This is a genomic window from Nonomuraea sp. NPDC049714 (assembly GCF_044465295.1).
Taxonomy (GTDB): Bacteria; Actinomycetota; Actinomycetes; order Streptosporangiales; family Streptosporangiaceae; genus Nonomuraea.
In genome coordinates this window covers 17906-39513 of sequence record NZ_JBITLM010000016.1, presented here as the reverse complement: position 1 = coordinate 39513, position 21608 = coordinate 17906, and the positions used below count along the sequence as shown (strand labels likewise).

The 21608-nt window shown below is 69.8% G+C and carries 19 protein-coding genes and 2 pseudogenes; 8 read left to right on the top strand and 13 right to left on the bottom strand.

Features of this window, described 5'->3' with window-relative positions; all coding sequences use genetic code 11:
* Nucleotides 1-63: 63 nt before the first annotated feature.
* Complete coding sequence (locus tag ACIBQX_RS43115) at nt 64-1371, bottom strand: aspartyl protease family protein (RefSeq protein WP_397015218.1); 1308 nt, start codon at nt 1369-1371, stop codon at nt 64-66.
* A 378-nt stretch (nt 1372-1749) separates the two neighbouring features.
* Between ACIBQX_RS43115 and ACIBQX_RS43110 the strand changes: the two genes are divergently transcribed.
* From ACIBQX_RS43110 to ACIBQX_RS43095, 4 genes are all read left to right on the top strand, one after another.
* Nucleotides 1750-1968, top strand: a complete 219-nt coding sequence (locus ACIBQX_RS43110) for a MerR family transcriptional regulator (protein WP_397015216.1) — start codon at nt 1750-1752, stop codon at nt 1966-1968.
* A complete protein-coding gene (locus tag ACIBQX_RS43105; protein WP_397015214.1) occupies nt 1965-2540 on the top strand; it encodes a hypothetical protein in 576 nt (191 codons plus the stop codon). The genes ACIBQX_RS43110 and ACIBQX_RS43105 overlap by 4 nt, the downstream gene beginning before the upstream one ends.
* A gap of 91 nt (nt 2541-2631) precedes the next feature.
* Nucleotides 2632-3516, top strand: a complete 885-nt coding sequence (locus tag ACIBQX_RS43100) for a DUF2268 domain-containing protein (RefSeq protein WP_397015212.1) — start codon at nt 2632-2634, stop codon at nt 3514-3516.
* A 10-nt stretch (nt 3517-3526) separates the two neighbouring features.
* Nucleotides 3527-4285, top strand: coding sequence for a MerR family transcriptional regulator (locus ACIBQX_RS43095; RefSeq protein WP_397015210.1), 759 nt, complete (start codon nt 3527-3529; stop codon nt 4283-4285).
* Between the two features lie 45 nt (nt 4286-4330).
* Here the strand turns inward: ACIBQX_RS43095 and ACIBQX_RS43090 are convergent, their stop codons facing one another.
* Together ACIBQX_RS43090 and ACIBQX_RS43085 are read right to left on the bottom strand one after the other, a co-directional pair.
* On the bottom strand, nt 4331-5581 hold the full coding sequence (locus tag ACIBQX_RS43090) for a serine hydrolase domain-containing protein (RefSeq protein WP_397015208.1): 1251 nt from the start codon (nt 5579-5581) through the stop codon (nt 4331-4333).
* A 770-nt stretch (nt 5582-6351) separates the two neighbouring features.
* Entirely contained in the window at nt 6352-6825 is a 474-nt protein-coding gene (locus ACIBQX_RS43085; RefSeq protein ID WP_397015206.1) for a MarR family winged helix-turn-helix transcriptional regulator, read from the bottom strand.
* 108 nt (nt 6826-6933) lie between these two features.
* Between ACIBQX_RS43085 and ACIBQX_RS43080 the strand changes: the two genes are divergently transcribed.
* Nucleotides 6934-8040 (top strand): epoxide hydrolase family protein, encoded by a 1107-nt coding sequence (locus tag ACIBQX_RS43080; protein WP_397015204.1) that lies wholly within the window; start codon nt 6934-6936, stop codon nt 8038-8040.
* Nucleotides 8041-8070: 30 nt separating this feature from the next.
* Here ACIBQX_RS43080 and ACIBQX_RS43075 read toward each other — a convergent pair whose 3' ends face one another.
* Complete coding sequence (locus ACIBQX_RS43075; RefSeq protein ID WP_397015202.1) at nt 8071-8535, bottom strand: hypothetical protein; 465 nt, start codon at nt 8533-8535, stop codon at nt 8071-8073.
* A gap of 190 nt (nt 8536-8725) precedes the next feature.
* Complete coding sequence (locus tag ACIBQX_RS43070; RefSeq protein ID WP_397015200.1) at nt 8726-9943, bottom strand: M20 family metallopeptidase; 1218 nt, start codon at nt 9941-9943, stop codon at nt 8726-8728.
* A gap of 381 nt (nt 9944-10324) precedes the next feature.
* Between ACIBQX_RS43070 and ACIBQX_RS43065 the strand changes: the two are divergent.
* Nucleotides 10325-10480: pseudogene (locus ACIBQX_RS43065) on the top strand (IS5/IS1182 family transposase); the annotation flags it as partial.
* Between the two features lie 24 nt (nt 10481-10504).
* Here the strand turns inward: ACIBQX_RS43065 and ACIBQX_RS43060 are convergent.
* The 7 genes and pseudogenes from ACIBQX_RS43060 to ACIBQX_RS43030 all read right to left on the bottom strand — a co-directional run bounded on the left by ACIBQX_RS43060 (nt 10505) and on the right by ACIBQX_RS43030 (nt 17942).
* Nucleotides 10505-11077 carry a hypothetical protein gene (locus ACIBQX_RS43060; protein WP_397015537.1) on the bottom strand — a complete coding sequence of 191 codons (573 nt, stop codon included), beginning with the start codon at nt 11075-11077 and terminating at the stop codon, nt 10505-10507.
* Nucleotides 11078-11199: 122 nt separating this feature from the next.
* A pseudogene (locus ACIBQX_RS43055) lies at nt 11200-11643 on the bottom strand (transposase); the annotation flags it as partial.
* 77 nt (nt 11644-11720) lie between these two features.
* On the bottom strand, nt 11721-13937 hold the full coding sequence (locus ACIBQX_RS43050) for a cellulose binding domain-containing protein (RefSeq protein WP_397015198.1): 2217 nt from the start codon (nt 13935-13937) through the stop codon (nt 11721-11723).
* A 183-nt stretch (nt 13938-14120) separates the two neighbouring features.
* Nucleotides 14121-15164 (bottom strand): LacI family DNA-binding transcriptional regulator, encoded by a 1044-nt coding sequence (locus tag ACIBQX_RS43045; protein WP_397015196.1) that lies wholly within the window; start codon nt 15162-15164, stop codon nt 14121-14123.
* A 78-nt stretch (nt 15165-15242) separates the two neighbouring features.
* Entirely contained in the window at nt 15243-15740 is a 498-nt protein-coding gene (locus ACIBQX_RS43040) for a hypothetical protein (protein ID WP_397015194.1), read from the bottom strand.
* On the bottom strand, nt 15737-17260 hold the full coding sequence (locus tag ACIBQX_RS43035; protein ID WP_397015192.1) for an ATP-binding protein: 1524 nt from the start codon (nt 17258-17260) through the stop codon (nt 15737-15739). The genes ACIBQX_RS43040 and ACIBQX_RS43035 overlap by 4 nt, the downstream gene beginning before the upstream one ends.
* Nucleotides 17261-17267: 7 nt before the next feature.
* Nucleotides 17268-17942, bottom strand: a complete 675-nt coding sequence (locus ACIBQX_RS43030) for a response regulator (protein WP_397015190.1) — start codon at nt 17940-17942, stop codon at nt 17268-17270.
* Between the two features lie 203 nt (nt 17943-18145).
* Here ACIBQX_RS43030 and vanY-N point away from each other — a divergent pair, with 203 nt between their 5' ends.
* The gene (gene vanY-N / locus ACIBQX_RS43025; protein WP_397015188.1) at nt 18146-18718 is read left to right on the top strand and encodes a D,D-peptidase/D,D-carboxypeptidase VanY-N; all 573 of its coding nucleotides are present in this window, start codon (nt 18146-18148) and stop codon (nt 18716-18718) included.
* Between the two features lie 88 nt (nt 18719-18806).
* Nucleotides 18807-20843: an AAA family ATPase gene (locus ACIBQX_RS43020; protein ID WP_397015186.1), complete on the top strand. Its 2037-nt coding sequence runs from the start codon at nt 18807-18809 to the stop codon at nt 20841-20843.
* A 33-nt stretch (nt 20844-20876) separates the two neighbouring features.
* Here ACIBQX_RS43020 and ACIBQX_RS43015 read toward each other — a convergent pair whose 3' ends face one another.
* Nucleotides 20877-21569: an aspartate/glutamate racemase family protein gene (locus ACIBQX_RS43015; RefSeq protein WP_397015184.1), complete on the bottom strand. Its 693-nt coding sequence runs from the start codon at nt 21567-21569 to the stop codon at nt 20877-20879.
* Nucleotides 21570-21608 lie beyond the last annotated feature (39 nt).

The following is a 21608-nucleotide window of genomic DNA, read 5'->3' as shown; positions in this document are numbered from 1 at the left end:
TCGCCCTTACCACGCGACCGATACGAGCCGGCGGCTCCCGTGCCGCCCGTGCGGTCCCGGCGATCAGGTGGCCTTGCCGCGGGCGAGGTAGAGGTTCATGCCGGTGAAGTCGAGGGTGATGTTGTTGGGCTTGTGGAAGCTGTGGAAGAAGGCGGCCGGCACGTCGAACCCGTTGGGGGCCAGCGGTGAGCTCGGGTTCGTGTAGCAGTAGACCTCCTCGGCGACGGCGTCGCCCAGGCGGATCTCCTTCGGGTAGCAGGGGTAGGTGACGACTGGGTGGCTGTGGGCGAAAGTCTCGACCGGGCGGTCGTGGTCGATGCGGATCCGCAACTGCTTGGCCGCTTCCCCGTTCACGACCGCGGCGACCTCGCTGTGTCCGCCGAAGAGCACGGCCACCACCCGTGCGCCCGAGTCGGCGACGCCGGCGATGCTGCCCCTGCTGTGGAGCGCGTGCTCACGGGCCAGCCACATCGGCAGGCGCTCGGCACCCGCCCGTTTCGCGGCGGCGCGTGCCTTGTCAGCCGCTTCGGGGGTGTTGCGCCGCAGGATCAGCTGCCGGCCCGCGTAGTCGAAGGTGGTCAGCAAGTGGTAGAAGACCCACATGCCGATCATGCCGTCGTGGTCGGTGTCGACGTCTCCGCCCGACTCCCACTCCGACCAGCCCACGGGGATGTTGCGCAGCTCGATGCCACCCAGGTCGAAGGACTCCAGCACCCCGAAGTACTGCCAAATGGTGCCGTCCAGGAACTCGATCTTCTGCTTGGTCACGGGGCTCAGCCCGGCCTCCTTGGCCACCGTCGCGGACAGGCTCAGCCACGGGGCGCCGGTGTAGAAGGTGAAGCGCTTCGGCGGTCCGCCGTTGACCGAGGCCTCCACCAACGGCATCGGGTCCATCTGCTGCCATGGCAGCCGCGCGGTGTCGCCGTGGATCTGATACGGCTCGCCGCGGACTGCCGCGAACCATTGGGCGTAGGTTTCCTCGCCGGCTGCTTGCCAGTGTGGTGCGGAGAGGGAGAGTTCGTCCTGCCGGATGTAGCAGTCACCCAGGAATCGGTTGGTGTCCTTGTCGTCGGGCGCCAGCTGGATGGCCATCTTGAGGTATTTCTCGGCGTCGGGGAACTGGTTGGCCAGCAGTCCGACATGGCCTCGCCGGCGGGCCGCGTGCAGGTTCGTGGGGTTCTTCTTCAGGATCTCCTCGTAGGCGCGGCCGGCCTGCTCGAACTTCCCGGCCTTGAACAGCGCGTCCGCGTCACCGCTGCGGGCTCGCGCCGTGGCCGCCCCGCCTGACAGCGGCGCGGTCACGGCCGCACCGGCCAGCACGGCGGCGCCCCGCAGCAGCGAACGCCGGTCCCAGTCTCCGTCATCAGCCATGTCCGTCTCCTTTTTCGTGATCACCTTCGCCGTGACTTCCTGTCCGGCGATCGGCCGCCGCAGCTCCGCCCGGCTTCGACCGATCGACCGGTACGGTCACCGTGCCGCAGGCCGCCTCCGGCTCGTCCGGACACACCTCCGGCTTGTCCCGACACCCCGCCGGGTTCGCCGCACGCTCGGTGACTCGCCCGCCGACCTCGTCCACTGTCGGCCAGCCGTATCCTCGCCTCGTCCGCGCCGTGTCATGGTCGTGTCACACCCGCGACCGGCGGTGGCAGCCGTCGAGATCTATCCGGCCGAACAGGCAGAGGATGATTCAGCTGAGATCTCCGACCAATCGCTTGACGTTCCACCAGGTGGAAGGTGCAGATTCAAGCCATGAACGACGTGACGGGTCTTTACACGATCGGGCAGCTGGCGCAGCGTACGGGGCTACAGGCGCGCACGATCCGCTTCTGGTCCGACAGCGGCGTTGTCCCGCCGGTCCAGAGGTCGGAGGGCGGATACAGGCTCTATGACGCGGAGGCGGTCGCGCGGCTGGACCTGGTCCGGACACTTCGCGATCTGGTGACAGCTCTACCGAGGAGATCGCCTTGATCAACGCGCTGGCCCGACTCTCGGCACCGGAACGGCGGCAGATCATCGACGACTTCGTCGACCGCGCGTTCGCCGACGTCATCGACGAGGACGCCACGCTCGTCGCAGGATGGATGCGTGACCTGCCGTCCGATCTCCCGGAAGACCCGACCTCAGAACAGATCAACGCGTGGGTGGAGCTGGCCGAGCTGGCGGGCGACGAGAGCTTCCAGCGAACGATCCGGCGGATGGTCCTCAGCGGCGAGGAGAACAACCGCTTGGAGTACGGCCTCGAGCTCCGGCCTCTGGTCCTGGAGCACGCAGGCGCCGCTCTGTCGCGCGGGATCGCGCCGGAGTCGGCGGGGGCGAGCCTGATCCTGAAGCGGATCATCCCCGACGACCTGTCCGGTGAGGAGACCGCCGCCCTGATCACCTGGCTGGACATGGTCGCCGAGCCCCGAGTGGAGCGGTACTGGCAGCTCCTGAGCCTCCTCAAGGGCCAGAAACCATCCCCACCGGCGGTCCCGTCCTTCGCCTGGCTGCTGGCCGCACTGCGCGCACACCACTCGCGGCGGCGAACGGCCGGCCCATGACGGGGCTGGGTGACGGCATGCCGGCCGTTCTCCCGACCAGGAGCGCCGCTGGTTTGACCTTGACGCTGCGTCAACTTCTAGCATCGGGGCCATGTCGATCACAGTTCTTGACACCTACTCCGCCATGCGGCGGATCCTGCTGGCCCCGGTCGCGGACCGCGTTGACCTGCTGCGTTCGATGCTGGAGGCCAACAGGGGCATGTACCGATACCAGCCCGGCGAGGTCGACCTGGTGGCCGTACACCGCGAAACGTCCGGGTTCCCCATCGACCGCGACGAGGAGCGTTGCCTCGACGCGCTCGAAACCCTGGCGGCGGCCGGGGCGTGGAAGCGGATGCAACGCGCGCTCGACGACGCTCTCGCCGTACTGCTGGAGGCGACGCCAGGGCTGGAGGCCCCGGACATCACCGTGCTGTTCGTCCTCGGCGATCCGGGTGACGAGCACTTCATGGGTCCTTGCAAAGGATTGACCGGGTTCGGTGGCATCTCGGGCCACATCGCCATCACGTTCTGGCCCTTCCCCGAGAACGTGGAGCGGCTGGAGGCCACCGCCGTGCACGAACTGCACCACAACCTGCGGTGGTGCCCGGGCGGGGTTGTGTGGGACCCGATGACCGTCACGGTCGGCGAGCACATCGTCGGCGAGGGCCTGGCCGACGCCTTCGCCCGGCAGCTCTACGGCGACGAGCTCGGCCCCGCCCGCATCGGCGTGCCACACCGGCACGACGACGAGGTCTTCAGCAAGGTGCTCACCGGCCTCGACGTGACAGGCATGGAGAACTTCACCGCCTGGGTGCACGGCGACCCCAGCGCCGAGCGCTTCGGCCTCACCCCGGTGGGACTGCCGATGGGCGCCGGATACGCCGCCGGCAACCGGCTGGTCGACGCCTACCTGGCGGCGACCGGGCAGACGGCGGCGCAGGCCCTGCACGCCGAAAGCTCGGAGATCATCGCGACCACGCTTCGCCGCGGGTAACACTGGAACGATGGAGTGGACGATCCAAGAGCTCGCGACGAGGGCCGGCATCACCAGCCGCACCCTGCGGCACTACGACCGCGTCGGGCTCCTGGCCCCGTCCCGGGTCGGCGCGAACGGCTACCGCTACTACGACGCCACCGCGGTCGCCCGGCTCCAGCGGATCCTGCTCATGCGCCGGCTCGGCATGGGCTTGCCGGCCATCGCCAAGGTCCTGGCGGACGAGGTGGACGCGTACAACGGGCTGCGCGTCCACATCGCCGCGCTGGAGGAGGAACGGGACCGCCTCGACCGGCAGATCCGCTCGGTGCGGCACACCCTCGAGGCCCTGCAGTCGGGGGCGGAACCGCGGATGGACGTCATGCTGGCGGGGTTCAACGACCTTTACAAGGACGAGGTGATCTCACGCTGGGGCGAGCGCGCGTTCCAGGTGAGCAACGACTGGTGGCACGGCAAGACCCTTGACCAGCAGTTGGCCTGGAAGCAGGACACCGAGGACCTCGTCGCCGCTTGGGTCGCCGCGGCGAGGGCCGGGATCTCTCCGGCCTCGGCGCGTGCCCAGGCGCTGGCGGCCCGGCACATCCGGTGGCTGACCCAGATCCCCGGCACGCCCACGGCGGACGGCGATCGGGAGCTGTCGATCGCGATGGTGCAGGGCCTCGGGGACATGTACGTCGACGATCCCCGCTTCACCGGCATGTACGACGACGCCGCGGGGGCGACGTTCGTCCGCGACGCACTGCACACGTACGCGCGGACTCAGATGTAGCTCGCAGCCCGCGCAGAGTGGTCCTGCCCGCCGCTCGACAGCCGGTCACGGTGTGGCCGTGCCCCCGTCCACGCCGATCGCCGGGAGCGGCCGCGCCGCCCTGGTCGCCGCTCCCGCGTCAGGCCCGCACGCAGCCTCCAGCAGGTGGTTCCCGATCGCGAAGTCGATGGCGTGCGGGACGGGACTGCCGTTCTCGTCGAGCTCCTGGTAGTTCCTCAGGTTGGTGCCGAAGGCGAACTGGTGGTCGCCTTCGGCGCTGGAGAACGCGAAGGTCTGCATGCCGGGGATGCTCCCGTCGTGCCCCCAGAACCTGCCGCACGGCAGTTCGATGGGGTAGATCCCGAGACCGTAGTCGAGCACGACGCCCGAGAACGACCGGATGGGCACGGTCTTCTGCATCTCGGCGAGCAGAGTCGCGTCGAGCAGTTCGCCGCGCAGCAGCAGCCGGAAGAAGCGGTTGAGGTCCTCCATCGTCGAGGCGACCGCACCCGACGTCCAGGCCCAGGACATGTTGTAGACGCTGTAGTCCTTGGGCGGGTCGAAGAGCCCGAACAACGCCTCGTACGCCTTGGAGTTCGGCCCAGGGAGGTACGGCGTACGCGGGAACGACGTGTGCCGCAGCCCGGCCTTCCGGAAGACGTGGTCGGTGATGTATCGCTCGGCGCTCGTGCCCGTCACCTTCTCCAGCAGCAGGCCGGCGATGACGAAGTTCGTGTTCGAGTACGCCCCGGGTGTCACCCCCGGCTGCCCGGTCGCGGGGGCGTCGATCCCCGCCCGCGCCAGTTCCTCCGGCGGGAAGGCGCGGAAGCGGTTGGCGTCCAGGCTCTCGATCGTCGGGAAGATCGCCTCGGTGTGGTTGGCGATGTGGCTGGTGTGGTCGAGCAGCATGCGTACGGTGATCTGCTGCCCGCGCTCACCCGGGATCAGATCAGGCAGGTAGCGGCCGATGGGGGCGTCGAGCTCGATCGTGCCCTTGCCGACCTGCTGTAACACGGCCACGGCGACGAACGACTTGGTGATGCTCCCGGCCCGGTGCACCATCTCGGGACGCATCGGGCGGCGGGTCTCGACGTCGGCGACGCCTGCGGCGCCCTTCCAGCTCCGCCGGCCGTCCACGACGTTCGCATAGATGCCGTACATGCCTGCCTCGTGCACGGCGTCCAGCGTCTGGCGCAGCCGCTGCCGGTCGAGGCCGCTGTCCTCGGCGGCGGCCACGGGTCCCGCCGCGAGCAGCGCGGCGGTCAGGGTCGCGGCTCCCAGCCGCGAGGCGAACGTGCTGAATCGACGAATGGTCATGCCGCCCAGCATGAGCCTTCCGCTCGGCGGAGGTCAGTGCGCAGTGTCACAGATCCCGTATGACAGAAGTCAGCGCCCGGGCCGGCCGAGGCGGCCTCAGCATCGCACGTACGCCGAGCTACCGCCCGAGGCCGACCGCACGACACCCTGTCAGTTGCTCGCCTCAGACGTCTGGGCGGCCATTTCGGGCGGCCATTTCGGGCGGTACGTCGTCGACGGGAGTGGGCGTGACGCCGGTCTCGGCGTGAGAACGGCGGGTCAGGGTGCGGACGCCGGTGCGGGCATGGGCCGCCCGTTCGGCCCGGGTAAGTGGTGCAGGCCGTCGGCGAAGCGGCGCGGTGACCGCAGCTGATGGTCACGACGCTGATCAGCACCGCGAAGCGGTCCACCGGCAAGCAGCGCCAGTCCACGCGGCCTCAGGCGGAGAGGGCATCGCGGCTGTTCTCGCGTGGCGGGCGGACCTCAACTCTTGACGGCCTCCGCGATCCGCAGGACGGCCTGGGCGGGCGAGAGGTGCGTGGTGTCGACGACCTCGGCGTCGTCGTGCAGCCACTCTCGCGCCAGTACTGCTCGACCAGGACGGTCATGGCATCACCAGGATGCCGCCGGTGCAGTCGAGGACGCGGCGGGCGGTCTCGACGACCAGCTGCCGCCACGCCGGCCAGTGCTGGAAGTTGTCCGTTCCCGGCAAGCCCAGCGGTTCCCGCCAGAGCCTTCCGAGTCGAGAGGCTGACCGTGTCGGTGGCGGGGGCCGGGACTTCGGGGGCCGGTCAGCGCCAGGGCTCTTCGGAGGTGCCGGTTCGCCGGTTGTGGTGATCCTGCAGCTTGGCCAGCATCTCGGTCAGCACCTGCCGTTCCTCGGGTGACAGCGGAGCCAGCAGTTCGTCCTGGCACTCCGCCAGCCGCTTCTCCAGCCGCCGCAGTTGCCGCTTGCCCGCTGAGGTCAGCGAGACGATGTTGCGTCGCCGGTCGGAGGGGTCCGGGGCGCGCTCGACCAATCCCCGCTCGGCGAGTTCGTTGATCGTGGCGACCATGTCGCTGAGGTGGATGCCACTACGGCGGCCCAGCGCGGCCTGGCTGGCCGGGCCGGAATCCTCCAGCGTCGCCAGCAGGCGGTAGTGGTAGCCGCGGGCACCGACGGCCGCGAACCCGTCCCCCAGCAGGCGGTGCGCATGGCCGGCGGCCTGGCCGAGCAACCAGCTCGGCAGCCCCTCCCACCGGGCGGGCGTCTCCTCGGTCTCCATACGACAAGTCTAACGAGTCGTTTGGCGCACTAATGATGTATCGTTAGCGTCATAAACGTTCGACTTCCAAACGTTTACAAGACCAATGATCCTGCCTGGAGTGAGACCATGATCAAGCCGTTCCGCATCGACATCCCCCAAGCCGACCTCGACGACCTGGCCGACCGGCTCGCCCGCACCCGCTGGCCCAACGAGGTCGCCGACGCCGGGTGGGACTACGGCTTCCCGCTGGCGCGGCTCAAGGAACTGGCCGAACACTGGCGCACCGGCTACGACTGGCGCGAGCACGAAGCCGAACTCAACGAGCTTCCGCACTTCACCACCGAGATCGACGGCCAGAACATCCACTTCGTCCATGTCCGGTCGTCGAAACCGGACGCGCTCGCGCTGATCCTCACCCACGGCTGGCCCGGTTCGTTCCTGGAGTTCCTCGACGTGATCGAGCCGCTGTCGCGCGACTTCCATCTGGTGATTCCGTCCATCCCGGGTTTCGGCTTCTCCGGGCCGACCCACGAGCGCGGCTGGGACATCGTCCGGATCGCGCGGGCCTGGGCCGAGCTGATGCGCCGTCTCGGGTACGAGCGTTACGGCGCGCAGGGTGGCGACTTCGGCTCGGGCATCTCAACGACACTCGGCGCGGTGGCACCCGAGCAGGTCGTCGGAGTGCACGTCAACTACCTGCCGACCCGGCCGGTCCCGGACGCCGACATCGAACTGTCCGAAACGGATGAAGCTCGGCTGGACAAGGTGCGGCAGCTGATGGCCAATCGTCCGCCGTACCAGGCTCTGCAGGCCACCACCCCGCAGACCATCGGCTACGCGCTGACCGACTCGCCGGTCGGCCAGCTGGCCTGGATCGCCGAGCGCTTCGCCCAGTGGACGGACCCACGCTCGCAGATCAGTGACGAGCGGATGCTCACCGACATCTCGCTGTACTGGCTGACCGCCACCGCGGCTTCCTCGGCGCGGCTGCACCGCGACGCTTCGCGGCGGAATGACCCGTGCCCGGTACCGGTGGGCGTGGCGGTGTTCGCGCACGACATCACGCAGTCGGTGCGACCGCTGGCCGAGCGGCTCTACGACATCAGACACTGGTCGGAGTTCGGGCGCGGCGGCCACTTCGCCGCGATGGAAGTGCCGGAACTGCTCGCCGAGGACGTCCGGGACTTCTTCCTCACCCGTATCAAGGACGACCACCGGGTCGCCACCCGCTAGAAGCCACAGCCTCCTTGCCCGGGCCCGCGGTCAGACGGTCTCACCGAGCTGTTCGGCCAGCCGCTCCAGGCCACCCTTGATGAGCCGCCCGTACTCGTCGTCGCCAAGTGCGCCGATCCCGGCCCGCGCCTGCTGGAAGTGTTCACGGGCGCGGCCGAGATCGTCCAGCTTGCGATAGCACTCACTCAGGTTCAGGTGCAGCGACGGATACAGGCCGGCCACCGAAAGCGGCACACCGGCTTGGGCCACCCGTTCATCAGTGATCAGTTCGACGGCGGCAAGCGCTCGCAGATCCCACATCAGCTCCTGGTGCACGTCGTCCTGCACATCGGCCATCGAGTGGGCAAGGACGCACACATGCAGCGGGTCGCCTTGCTCGCCGCCGATGTCGTCCCAGATCTGCGCGAACAACTCGCGCGCGGCGTCACGCTGACCTTGGTGGTGATGCAACTCCACCCCCTGGCCGATCCGGGCCATCGTCGGGTCGGCGGTCATCAGCGGCTCCTCCACCGTCGCAGGCGATCGCGGTCAGTCTACTCGGCTTACGCGGCTCGACGATCTTCAACCGGCTGACCGGCAGGTGCGCTTGACGACCCGGATGACGGCCGGGGCGGGTGCAGGCGTCGGCTGGGTCCTCGGCCTTGGGGACCATCCCTACAGCCGTGGAGCGCCAAGCGGAGCGTTGTCACCGGAGCATGAAGGGCAGTGCGGCGAACACGCGCGCGGCGTCGACGAGCTCGCTGACGCTGATCCGTTCGTCGGTCTGATGCATCAGCCCGACGTCACCCGGCCCGAATATGACCGTCGGGACGCCGGTCGGCGGCTGCAGCACCGAGGCGTCGGTGAAGAAGCTGACGCCGCCGATCTCCGGGCGGTGTCCCAGCACCGCCTCCGCCGCGCCTTGAACCGCGGTGACCAGCGCGTCATCGGGTGACGTGGCGACGGGAGCCCGGTCGTAGGTCAGCTCGACCGTGGCCTCGAAGGCCGGGTCGCGGCGGGCAGCGTCCGCCAGTACGGCCTCGAAGCGCGCGGCTATCTCGCGATGATCCTGCCCGGGAACCGTTCTGATGTCGAAGTCCACGGTGCAGGCGTCGGGCACCACGTTCACCGCGGTGCCGCCGCTGATCACGGTGGCCGCGGACGTGGAGCCGGTGAGCAGCGGATGCGGCGGCCCGGAGACGTCGACCGCGGCCAGTTCGGGCAGCACCCGCGCCATGTTCATGATCGCGTTGACGCCGAGGTCGGGACGCGAGGCGTGCGCGCCGGTGCCGTGGACGGCCACCCGCAGCCGGGCACAGCCCTTGTGCGCGACGACGACCCGCAGCCCGGTGGGCTCCCCCACGACCATCCAGGTGGCCTCCGCCATGCCACCGGCGGCCAGCAGGTGACGCGCCCCCGCGCAGTCGACCTCCTCACCGACCAGCGCGCACAGTACGACATCGCCGGGCGGCCGAACGCCGGACCGGTGTATCGCGATCAATCCGGACAGCATCGCCGCGAGGCCGCCCTTCATGTCCACCGAGCCGCGCCCCCACAGCAGCCCGTCGGCCACCTCCGCGCCGAACGGGTCCCGTGTCCAGGGCGCCGACCCGACCGCGACCGTGTCCAGATGTCCGCAGTACAGGAAGGTGCGTGTGTCGGCCCCGGATCCCGGCAGGCGGACGGTGACGTTGGTCCGCCCGGCCGCCACCTCATCCGTCGTCACCCGCAGGCCCGCGCCGCCGGCCGCCTCCGCCAGCACCCGCGCGACCTGCGCCTCGTTCCCGGGCGGATTGCACGACTCGACCTGGACCAGCCGCTGGGCGAGGAGCACCACCTCGTCACCGTCGACAGCCGTCGCAGGGCCGTCACCGGCAGGGGCGGTGCGACCGGACCGCGCGTCCGGAGAATCAGGGACGGCCACAGCGGCGATCATACCGGCCTGCCCGTCGCCACCGTAGCTGGCGATCCTCGTGTCCTCAGGGATTTCGCGGCCCGCCACGAGCCCACAACTGGCGCCGCAGTCACCGTAGTGATTGTTTTTGTCCGTCCAGAAGAGATTCGTTCTCACCTGGCGGGCACCCTCGGTGTGCAGGCATGCACACCGAGAGTGTTGGAGCTGTCGGTTTAGGTGATGGTCCCGTCGCCGACATTGCATCTGCAGTCGGCTGCGGACGCCGGTTGTGTGAGAACGACGTTCGCAGTCGCGGCGCTAAGAGGTTGCGCAGATAGGCGCGGTTGGATATCCGGCGGCAGCGCGGGGTGATCACGGAGTTGCGGCGCTCTGTGATCATCCGGGGGACCTGTGCCTGCAGCGCCATCATGGCTGACCGAGCCACTGTGGGATCAATCTGCTGCTCTGCTGCCCTATCGCTAGGAGTTCGACCCGTCCCACCCGCTGGGCTGCCACCGCCGACGGGTCAGCGACCGGACCGTCTTCCACAAGCTGCAGTCGATCCTGTACGGGAGTCCCAGAGGACGTGGCTCAAGCCTCGAAGTCGGTGAAACCGTAAGGGATATAGCCCTGATCGATCAGCTCGTCCTCGTCGAAGTCGTCCTCGTCGAAGTCATCGTCATCATGGAGGCCGTCGAGGGGATTCTCAATGAGCTTCACATAGTCGTTCTCCACCGCGATCTCGCCGACCAGCGACGGGACGTCGACGCCGTCCCAATCAACGGTGACCTTGATCGCATTGTCGAGTTCCCCGGAGAACATTCCGTCAGAGAGCGTCATCTCCACGTTGTCCCGGTCGTCCGTGTCGGCGTTGTATCCGGTCGGCTTGCCTGAGTCAAGGAAGGTGATGTCCGGATAGCCGTCGACCGAGACCGTGATGAACGGATGGATGTCGATCGAGTGCACCCGTTCGCCCTGCTCGTACACATGCAGCGCCAGCTCCGCTCCGTACCAGCACAGCAGGTACACGTTGATGCTCTCGGAGAGCTCATATGCCAGATCGGCCTTGATCTCGTCGAGGCTGCCCCTGACGTAGTGGGCGTCCTTACGGGCCCCTCCTGGGCACACCCCGAAGGCCAGGTCGTAGAAGCTCTTGGGCGGCATGGCGGCCACCCTATAGCGGATGCCAACCGCGAACATCCGGCCTCTGAGCCGCAGTTATACGACGGCGTGGCCCCCAGCCTCAGAACTTGAGGAGGCTTGGAGGTGCGCAGACAGGTGGTGGGTCATGGTCGGCGTCGGGGACGCGTGTTCCAGCGGTGGGTGATCCATGCTCGGCGGATCAGGCTACGGACGGTGATGATCGTAGCGGTGAGGTCGAAGAAGACGTCTATGACAGTGGCTCGACGTTCGTAGCAACAGGCGAGCCGATGGAAAGGCGTTCTGCCAGGCATGGGTGCGTTCGACGTGCCAGCGCTGGCCTGCCTGGATGGGTGCTTTTCGCCCTTGTGCGCGATGCGGCCGCGCAGACCGCGTTCGCCGAGCAGGGCGCGGGTGGTGGCCGAGTCGTAGCCGGCGTCCAAGTGCACGGTGATGTCGTCGGGTAGTGGGCCCAGATCGTCCAGCCGGTCCAGGGTCGGGCCGAGCAACGGAGAGTCGTGGCGGTTCGCTTCGGCCAGGACACGCCCCAAGGGAATGCCGAATCCGTCTGTCATGCCCGAGCGGTTCAGCCGGGAAGACCACGACGCCTGGCCGGTGCGACGCGGACGGCTCGGTGCGCTCGTCAGCGCAGGTATCGGTGCGCTCGTCAGGGCAGGTAGACGTTGGGCTTGGGTGGTGTGCTCATACCGTTGCCGATGAAGAAGCTCGGGTGCGGCGGCTGGTTGTAGGCGGTGTTCTGCCACGCGAGGGCCACGCGGTACTGCGGGTCGTGCAGCAGGGTGTGGATCTTGGTGGTGGTCGCGTGGGGGGTGGCGTAGATGCGCAGGGCGCGGTTGTCGGTGGTGGGCCAGATGACCTCCTCCCGCCAGTCGCCCAGGATGTCGCCCGACAGGGACGGGGTGGCCTTGGTGCCGTTGTTGCTGTGGACGCCGGAGGCGGTCAGCAGACGGGTCTCACCGCTGGTGCCGTACTTGTCGATCCGGGTCTGGTCCAGCAGTTCGCGCACCGGGTCGCCGTCCCACCAGGACAGGAAGTTGGCCGAGGACGGCTGGCGGCCGACGACCGTCCCGGAGGTGTCGCGCAGGCCGTTCTGCCCGGCGCCGGCGGCCCAGGACTCGGCGCCGGGGCTGCCGGCGTGGATGTCGGCGGACACACCGCGGGCCGGGCCCTCGCCGTCGGAGCCCGAACCGGCGCCGGTCTGCCACAGCACCTGGCCGGTGCGGGCATCGACCATGTACAGGCCGGGCCGGTTGGCCGACTCGGAGATCTTCACGTACTCCTGGCCCGCCCTGCTGGGGTTGAGGTCGCTCAGGTGGGCGGCGTCGCCGTGGCCCCAGCCGACGTTCCACAGACGGCCGCCGTTGTCGTCGATGGCGGCGGCGCCGTAAAGGATCTCGTCGCGGCCGTCGGCGTCCACGTCGCCCACGCTGAGCGAGTGGTTGCCCTGGCCGGCGTAGGAGCCGTTGCCGGAGGCGTTGGTGTCGAAGGTCCAGCGCTTGACGAGCCGGCCGTCGCGGAAGTCCCAGGCGGCGATCACGGCGCGGGTGTAGTAGCCACGGGCCATGATGAGGCTCGGTCGCCGGCCGTCCAGGTAGGCGGTGCCGGCCAGGAAGCGGTCCACGCGATTGCCGTAGCTGTCGCCCCAGGCGGATACGTTGCCGCGGGGCGGGTCGTAGTTCACCGTGGACATCGCGGCGCCGGTCTGGCCGTTGAACATGGTCAGGTACTCGGGGCCGGTCAGGATGTAGCCGCCGGAGTTGCGGTGGTCGGCGCTCGCGTTCCCGATCGCGGTGCCGCGGCCGTCGATGGTGCCGTCGGCGGTTTTCACGGCGACCTCGGCCGTGCCGTCGCCGTCGTAGTCGTAGACCTGGAATTGCGTGTAGTGGGCGCCGGCGCGGATGTTGCGGCCCAGGTTGACGCGCCACAGGCGAGTGCCGTCCAGCTTGATGCCGTCGAGGTAGACCACGTCGGTGGTGCCGGACTGGGAGTTGTCCTTGGCGTTGTCGGCCTCCCATTTCAGCACCAGGTCCAGGCGGCCGTCGCCGTCCAGGTCGCCGATGGCGGCGTCGTTGGCGTGGTGGCCGGAGGACGGCGGCGTGATCGGCACGTCGAGGTAGCCGCCGCCGAAGCGCAGCGAGGTCGCCGAGGCGGGGCCCTCGGTGCCGCCGATGACTGGGCTGACCGTGTAGACGGCATCCGACGCCGCCCCGGCGTCCAGGTAATTGGTGGAGGTGGTGACGGTCGCGATGCGCGTGCCGCCCCGGTAGACGTTGAAAGGCGTCTCTCGGGGCTCGGTGCCCAGGAGCCGCCAGGAGACCAGGTTGCCGCTGCCGGAGCGGACGCTGATCAGGCCGCGGTCGAGGTCTTCGGCCTGCTTGGCCCCCGTGGGGTCGGGCGTGGGAGTGACCGTCGGGGTCACCGTGGGGGTCGGCTCGCCGGAGCCGCCGGTGCAGGGGACGTCGTTGAGCGTGAAGGAGGCGGGGGCGGGGTTGGTGGCACCGTTCCAGGAGGCGTTGAAGCCGAACGCGGTGCTGCCGCCCTGCGGGATCGCAGCGTTGTAACCCGCGTCCTCGGCCCTGACCGCCGCGCCGGTCTGCGTGGTGGTGGCGTTCCACGTCTGGGTGATCCGCTGACCGGCGGCGAAGGACCAGTCCACGCGCCAGCCGTTGATCGCTTCGCCTACGTTCCTGATGGTCACGTGGCCGGTGAATCCGCCGGACCACTCGGTGGCGACGGCGTACTCGACCTCGCAGGCCACCGCCGCGACGGCGGGCTTCTGGAGGCCGACGGCACCGGCCACCACCAGGCACACGGTGCTGCCCAACGCCGTGCAGAGCAGCGTCGAACGGGATAAACGTTTCATTGAACGTCCAATCCGAGAGCGGTTCTCGAGGGGTGTCGTGCGCCCATACGGTAAGAAGCCGCTGATCAGAGTGTCAATCATGCGCCAAGGCGCATCCAGGCCGTGGTTGTTACCTTTCAGGTCAGCGGCTCGTCAGGCGCCGGTCACCGCTGAAACTTTCGGAGTCGTACGCCATCTGATCCCTCAACGGCAAGGCGGGGCCGTCGACTCGCGAACGACGAGCCGCGGCCGGTAGACCAGCTTCTGGTGCCGGTGACCCGGCCGGGCCTCGTCCAGCAGAAGCTCCGCCGCGACCCGGCCCAGCTCGCGCTTCGGCTGCCACACGGTGGTCAGCGGCGGGGAGAGCTGCGCGGCGAACGCCACGTCGTCGTACCCGACCACGGACACATCTCCCGGTACCGCGATCCCCCGCTCGCGCAGGCCTCCGATCACCCCGAGCGCGGCGGTGTCGTTGAGGCAGAGGATCGCGGTGGGCGGGTCGCTCGCCCCCAGCATCTCTTCCAAGGCCGCCGCGGCGGTCATCGTAATGTCGGGCGAGGGCACCCGGACGTCCAGTACCCCCGTGGCGGGGTCCAGGCCCGCGTTCAGGAACGCCCTGCGCACCCCGGCGTGGCGTTCGCCGGTCTGCTGCACCTCGATGGCGGCGCTGAGCAGTGCGATCCGCTGATGCCCCAGCGCGATCAGATGCGCCGCGACCTGCTCACCGCCCCATTGGTTGTCGATCGACACCGAGCACAGCCGGCCGTCGGATCGGTGATCCAGGAGCACCACCGGGACACCACGCCCGGCCAGGGCGACCAGCGGCTCCAGGTCGCTCTCGACCGGTGTGATGAGCACGCCCCGCACGCTCTGCTTCTCCAGCTCCTGCAGGTAATGCCGCTCCCGCCCCGGCTGCAGGTCGGTGCTGCAGGTCATGAGCATGCAACCGTCCTGGAGCAACCGGTCCTCCACCCCCCGGCACACCTCGGTGAAGAACGGGCTGGCGATGTCCAGCGTCACCGCGCCGACCAGCGGGCTGGGCAATCCCCGTAGCCGTCTGGCGGCGCTGTTGGGCAGGTATCCCACGCGCTCCATCGCCGCATGCACCCGCCGGCGCGTCCCCTCGGCGACCAGCTCGGGATTGTTGAGGACGTTGCTCACCGTCGTCGGCGAGACACCGGCTTCTTTCGCCACATCCCGCATACCGGAGCGGCGCGGCGTGGAACCGGTCGAAGCGTCCCCATTCACCGCAGCACCATATCGGCCCGACGCCCGGATCTGGCAGCCTTGGGCAACGGCGAGCCGCCTGAGGCGGAGGACAGGTCGCTACCGTTCCGCCGGGCAGTTCCGGGGGCCGACGTCCTGCCCAGCGCCGACGACGGTGACCTGGGCCTGGCGTCCCGGCGCCGTGGCGGCGGCCGTGCACACGATCTGCTGGACGGCCAGGGGTGACAGGTCGCCGGGCGGAGTGGACACGGTCACCACCAGGTGGCCGGCCGGCTCGGCGGTCATCGAGAACGGTCCGGCTTCGGGCGGGACGTCGGTGGTGAGTCCGTCCGCCTCCTCCTTCGGGGTGGGTCCGGCCGCCAGCAGCGCCAGCGTGTCCGCTGCGAAGCGTGGACGGCCCATGGGCCGGGGCCGCGTCACCGCCCTGAGCCGGCCGTTCCGCACCAGGTAGAGGGTGATCGTCGTGGCCGGTGCGACGGCCCCGCTCGGCGGGTCGCCGGCCGGGATGACGTCGCTGGGCCGCACGCCGCAGCCGGCCACGGTGACGAGCGATACGAGACCCGCGGCAAGCACGCGGCGGGCGAGCCCGGTCCTCACTGGGGGCCTCCCCTGTCGATCTGCCCGTCCGGATCGTGTGCCCGGGGTGGCAGGCGCAGCGTGAAGACGGCGCCGCCGTCCGGGGCGTTGGTGACCGTGAGGTCGCCTCGGTGCAGGCGCGCGTTCTCCAGCGCGATGGCGAGGCCGAGACCGCTGCCCTCGGACCTGGCCCTGGCCGCGCTGGCCTTGTAGAACCGGTCGAACACGTGCGGCAGCACCGCATCGTCCAGCCCCGGTCCGTGGTCGCGGACCTCGATCTCGATCCGGTGCGGGTCGGCGGAAAGCCGTACCGACACCGGTGGCGCGCCGTGCCGCAGGGCGTTGCCGACCAGGTTCGCGAGGATGACGTCCACTCGGCGCGGGTCCAGCCGTGCCGTCACCGTGGGTGGGAGCTCGGTGTGCACCGCCTCCGACCAGCCCCGGGTACGCAGGGTCGCGCGCACGAGCTCGGCCACGTCGACCTCGTTCAGCGCGAGGGCCGCGACGCCGGAGTCGAACCTGCTGATCTCGATGAGGTCGTTCACCAGCCCGGTGAGGTTGAGCGTCTCCTGGCTGACCAGCCTGGCGGCCCTGCCTGCGGGCTCCGGCAGCCCGGCAGCCTCCTCGTCGAGGACGTCGGCGACCGCGGCGAGCGCGGCCAGCGGGGTGCGCAGCTCGTGGGACACGTCGGCGACGAACCGGCGGGCGTCGGCCTCCATCGCGCGGAGCTGTTCGACGTGCCGTTCCAGCTCCGCGGCGGTGTTGTTGAACGTGCGTGCCACGTCGGCCAGCTCGTCGGAGCCGACGACCGCGATCCTGGTCCGCAACTCGCCCTCGCCCAGCAGGCGGGCCGCCCGGCCGAGCTCGCGCACCGGGCGCAGCACACCACGGGTGGCCAGCAACGCCAGGACGATCGCGAACACCAGGGCCACCCCGCCGGTGAACCAGGCGTACGCGGCGAGCTCGTCGATGCTGCGCTGTTCGGGATGCAGGCTGCGCGCGGTGTAGACCTCGATACCGGATATTCGCGTCGTCCGGTCCGGCTCGACGATCAGCAACGGCGTGCCGATGATCAGGACGGGCGCGCCCTGCCACACCACCCGTTGCCAGGCGGTACGGCCGCCGGCCACCACCTGCCGCATCCCCGGTGAGATGATCGAGAGATCCGAGACCGGCGCCCGCCCGCCCGGCTGCCAGCGTCCCCGCAGCGGCGGGCCGGGCGGCGCGTCGGGCGGCACGGCGAGCGTCGAGTGGATCTCACCGTAGACGGCGACCGCGACGCTGGCCCCGTCGGTCGCGTCGGTCGCGGCGGCGGCGATCTCGTCGAGCTCGGGCACGCCCGGCGTCGCGCTCGGCAACGGATAGTACGCCTCCAGCCGGCTGGTCACCGCCTGGACCGCGGCATCCTGGGTCCTCTGCAGGATGTCGTTGCGGGCCTGGACATAGATCCCGCCGGCCACCGCCGTCGCGGTGACCACGGACAACAGCGTGAACGCGAACAGCAGCCGGGCACGCAGCCCCAAGCTCGGCCGAGGTGCCACCGGCGGCTCACACCGGCCCGAACCGGTACCCGAACCCACGCACTGTCTGCACGTAGACGGGCGCCGCCGAGTCGTCCTCGATCTTCGCGCGCAACCGCTGCACGCACGCGTCGACGAGACGCGAGTCACCGAAATACCCGTGCTCCCACACCGACTCCAGCAACTGCTGACGGCTGTGCACCCGGCCCGGCGTGCCGGAGAGTTCGAGCAGCAGGCGCAGCTCGGTCGGGGCGAGGCTGACCGGCACGCCGCGGTTGGCGACCACCAGCCCGGCCCGATCGATGGTCAGGTCCCCGTGCCGCTCCAGCTCCGCCTGGTCCCGGCCGATCCGCCGGAGCACCGCGCGCATGCGCGCCTCCAGCACCCTGGGCTGCACCGGCTTGACCACGTAGTCGTCGGCGCCCGCCTCCAGCCCGGCCACCACGTCCATGTCGTCACTGCGCGCGGTCAGCATGATGATCGGTACCTCCCCCACGGCCCGGATGCGACGGCAGACCTCGAACCCGTCCATGCCGGGCAACATCAGATCGAGCACGACGACGTCGGGAAGGTCCGCACGCAGCCGGTCCAGCCCCTGCTCGCCGGACTCCACCGCGCGCACCCGGTGCCCATGCCGGGTCAGGGCCAGCTCAAGGCCCTCCCGCACGGCCGGATCATCCTCGATCAACAACACTCGCGACACGCCGCCGAGTATCACACAGCACGCTCCATGACTTGCCCGCCGGTCAACCCGTCCACTCTCGACCGGCCGTGTCTCCGCCTCGTCCGCGCAGTGTCATCGTTGTGTCACGGTCGCGCCGACGGTCGTGCCACGGTCGCCGCCGTCGACAAACGGTGACATGCGGCGGACGACGCACGCATATTCGGTGCCGATCGTGGTTCGTCATGAAGGAACCACGCGCCATCCCACCTCGGCTCCGAGACCGGCTGTACGCCGCGGTCACGCTGGTGCTCGCCGTGCTCCTGCTGCCCGTGGCGTTCGCCCGCCGTCCCGGCCGCGCCCGCGAACTGGCCTGCCGCTGGGCGTTGGGGCTGCGATTCCCCGCCGAGGACCTCACCGGGCTCACCGACGACGCCCTGGCGGCGTTCACCGCGGCGCGCACCGAGGCGCTCTGGCGTCACGGCCAGCTCATCGGCCTCACCTCGGGATACCGCGCTCCCCTTGTCCAACAACGGATGTTCGACGAGGAGGTGCGCCGCTCCGGCTCCCCCGCCGCGGCGCGCATGCTCGTGTTGCCGCCGGCCGAATCCGGCCACGTCAAGGGCATCGCCCTGGATGTACGCCCGCACGAAGGCGCGCGCTGGCTCGAGGAGCACGGCGCCCGCTACGACCTCTACCGCCTCTACGACAACGAGTGGTGGCACTTCGAGTACCGCCCGGAGAGCGGCGGCACGCCACCACGACGACGGCCCCACCCCGGCGTGGGCTACGCCGTCGAGCACGGGGACCAGCCGTAGCCCAGGCCTGGCTCACTCGATCGACGAACGTTCGGAGAGAGATATGTCATCGGAAAGTACAGATAAGTCGGGATTGCTGGGATGGCGGGTGCAAGCAGCACGCGAGATGGCGTTCGTGGGGCGGGAGGAGGAGCTCGCGGTCTTCCACGCGGCGTTGTACGGCGGCGGCTGCAGTGTTCTGTACGTGCACGGTCCCGGCGGCATCGGGAAGTCGGCCTTGTTGCGGCGGTTCGCGCACGAGGCCGCGGCGGCGGGGCGGCCGGTGTCCATGGTGAACGGGCACATGATGGACGGGCACACGGTGGACGGGCACGCGGTGGGGCAGTCAGCGGCGGGGTCCGAGCTGGTGCCTCGCGAGGCGGACGCGGTGCTGCTGGTCGACGACTTCGAACGGATTCAGGGCTCGGAGGGATGGCTGCGCGAGCGGTTCCTGCCGCGGTTGCCCCTGGGGGCGCTGGTGGTGATCGCGGGGCGGAACCCGCCGGACATGCGGTGGCGGGCGGATCCGGGATGGGCCGGGGCACTGGGCGTGCTGCGGCTGGGCGACCTGCGGGCCGGAGACGCGCAGGCCCTGGTGGCCTCCGCCGGGGTGCCGGCGGAGGTGCGCGAGCCGCTGCTGGCCTTCGCCGGTGGTCATCCGCTGGCGCTGCTGCTGGGGGCGGCCGAGGCGGTGAAGGACGGCGGGACCGGCAGGCGGTGGACGCCGGACAAGGACATGGTGGCCACGTTGCTGGATCAGCTGGTGGGCGAGCCGCCTTCGGCGGCGCATCGGCAGGCTCTGGAGATCAGCGCGCATGCGTACATGACGACGGAGGACCTGCTGCGGGCGGTCCTTGCGGAGGACGCCGGGACGTTGTTCCGGTGGTTGCGGCGGTTGCCGTTCGTGGAGTCGAGCAGTCGCGGGCTGTTGCCGCATGACGTGGTGCGGAAGCTGCTGGACGCCGACCTGCGATGGCGGGATCCCGAGGGGTACGCGGTGATGCACGACCGCGTACATGCGCATCTGGCGGAGAGAGTGCGCACGGCGAGCGACGTGGACGTGCTCGACGCGGTGGCGGCGCTGCTCTACCTGCATCGCGGCAACGGGGCGCCGGCCGGTTTCCACGGCCGCCAGGACGAGGACGAGTTCCAGGAAGAGAAGTTGCGGGAGGAGGACGCCGGCATGTCGCTCCGGGTGGCGGCGGCAGCGGAGGGTGCGGCGTCCGCGGGCTGCGCCGCCTTCTGGGCGGGACGTCAGCCGGAGGCGTTCCGGCTGTATCGACGGACCGGGACCGGCGAGCCCGTGGCCCTCTCGGCGTGGTTGCGGCTGGCGGAGCCCGATGAGGAGGAGCTGGCGGCCGATCCCATCGTGGCCGCGGCGTGGGCGCATGGGCGTGCCACCACGCCGTTGCGCGCCGGTGAACATCTGGCGGTCAGCCGGCTCTGGGTGCTGCCGCCGTATCGTGGAGATTCGCGGGTGATGGAAATGATCCAGTGGCGTCTGATCGCCGACTGTTTACGGGCCGAGCGGATGGCATGGTCATATATCGCGATACGGCGTCCGGACCAAGCGTGGCTGGAGACCCTACGGTATTACGGGATGCGTGACATCGCCGAGCAGCCGCGGCTGCGGGATGACGCGTACACCCTGTTCGCTCACGACTGGCGCGCGGTGCCGGCGCAGGCGTGGCTGGAGCGGGTGAACGAACCGCTCGCCGCAGGTTCTGGAAACGGCCCGAGCGCCGCGACGGCCGAACTGGCGGTGCTGTCCCAGGCGGAGTTCGCCGGGGCGGTGCGCAAGGCGTTGCGCCGGCTGTCGCGACTGGACGCGCTGGCCGCCTCCCCGCTGACGCGCACCCGGCTGATCGCCGAACGGGCCGGCCAGAACCCGGCCACAGCACTGGGCGACCTGCTCCGCCAGGCGATCGACGACCTGCGTGCGGATCCGCGCTCGGTCAAGTTCCACCGGGCGCTGTCCGTCACGTTCCTCCGCGGCACGCCCACCCAGGAGCTGGCCGCGGAACAACTCGGCCTCCCTTTCACCACCTACCGCCGCCATCTGCGGGCCGGCATCGAACGCCTCTGCGCCGACCTGTGGCATCGGGAGCTGTACGGCACCGACGCACCGGCGTGCCGATCGAGCTGAGCCGCCACCCGATCCGGCTGAGCCGCCCCTGCGTCAGTCGGCCAGCGCGAGGCCGGCCGCCGCCTCCGCGTGCAGCCGAGCGCTCGGCAGCACCGGGATGGCGGTGTCCTTCTCACTGATCAGGAGCTCGATCTCCGTGCAGCCGAGGATGACGCCTTCGGCGCCCTCGTCCGCGAGATCGGCGATGATCCGGGCGTACGCGTCCCTGGACGGTTCCCGGATCACTCCGCGCACCAGTTCGTCGAAGATCACGCGATGGACCAGTTCTCGCTGCTCACGCCGCGGGACGATCACGTCGAAGCCGTGGGCGGCCAGCCGATCCCGGTAGAAGGCCTGCTCCATGGTGAAACGAGTGCCCAGCAGACCGACCTTGCGCATTCCCCTGGCGCTGACCTCGGCGCCCACGGCGTCGGCGATGTGCAGCACGGGCACGCTCGCGGCCCGCGCCACGTCGTCGTTCACCCGGCTGAAGGTGTTGCTGCAGATGAGCAGGACCTCGGCGCCGAGATCCTCCAGTTTCCCGCCCGCATCGGCCAGCAACGCACTCACCTCGTCCCAGCGGTCGGCGAAGATGAGATCCTCGACGGTCGTGTAGTCGACCGACCAGATGAGGCTGTTGGCGGAATGACTGCCGCCGAGTCGCTCGCGTACCCGCTGGTTGATGATCTGGTAGTAGATCACCGTCGATTCCCAGCTCAACCCGCCGATGAGACCGATGGTGCGCATGGAACTCCGTTTCTTCCGGCAGGCCAGATGGACTGCCAA

What these genes read in the sequence shown, in the direction of transcription:
- ACIBQX_RS43115 (WP_397015218.1), bottom strand. Translation starts at nt 1,371, where the DNA reads ATGGCTGATGACGGAGACTGGGACCGGCGTTCGCTGCTGCGGGGCGCC.
- ACIBQX_RS43110 (WP_397015216.1), top strand. Translation starts at nt 1,750, where the DNA reads ATGAACGACGTGACGGGTCTTTACACGATCGGGCAGCTGGCGCAGCGT.
- ACIBQX_RS43100 (WP_397015212.1), top strand. Translation starts at nt 2,632, where the DNA reads ATGTCGATCACAGTTCTTGACACCTACTCCGCCATGCGGCGGATCCTG.
- ACIBQX_RS43095 (WP_397015210.1), top strand. Translation starts at nt 3,527, where the DNA reads ATGGAGTGGACGATCCAAGAGCTCGCGACGAGGGCCGGCATCACCAGC.
- ACIBQX_RS43090 (WP_397015208.1), bottom strand. Translation starts at nt 5,581, where the DNA reads ATGACCATTCGTCGATTCAGCACGTTCGCCTCGCGGCTGGGAGCCGCG.
- ACIBQX_RS43085 (WP_397015206.1), bottom strand. Translation starts at nt 6,825, where the DNA reads ATGGAGACCGAGGAGACGCCCGCCCGGTGGGAGGGGCTGCCGAGCTGG.
- ACIBQX_RS43080 (WP_397015204.1), top strand. Translation starts at nt 6,934, where the DNA reads ATGATCAAGCCGTTCCGCATCGACATCCCCCAAGCCGACCTCGACGAC.
- ACIBQX_RS43075 (WP_397015202.1), bottom strand. Translation starts at nt 8,535, where the DNA reads ATGACCGCCGACCCGACGATGGCCCGGATCGGCCAGGGGGTGGAGTTG.
- ACIBQX_RS43060 (WP_397015537.1), bottom strand. Translation starts at nt 11,077, where the DNA reads ATGCCGCCCAAGAGCTTCTACGACCTGGCCTTCGGGGTGTGCCCAGGA.
- ACIBQX_RS43050 (WP_397015198.1), bottom strand. Translation starts at nt 13,937, where the DNA reads ATGAAACGTTTATCCCGTTCGACGCTGCTCTGCACGGCGTTGGGCAGC.
- vanY-N (WP_397015188.1), top strand. Translation starts at nt 18,146, where the DNA reads ATGAAGGAACCACGCGCCATCCCACCTCGGCTCCGAGACCGGCTGTAC.
- ACIBQX_RS43015 (WP_397015184.1), bottom strand. Translation starts at nt 21,569, where the DNA reads ATGCGCACCATCGGTCTCATCGGCGGGTTGAGCTGGGAATCGACGGTG.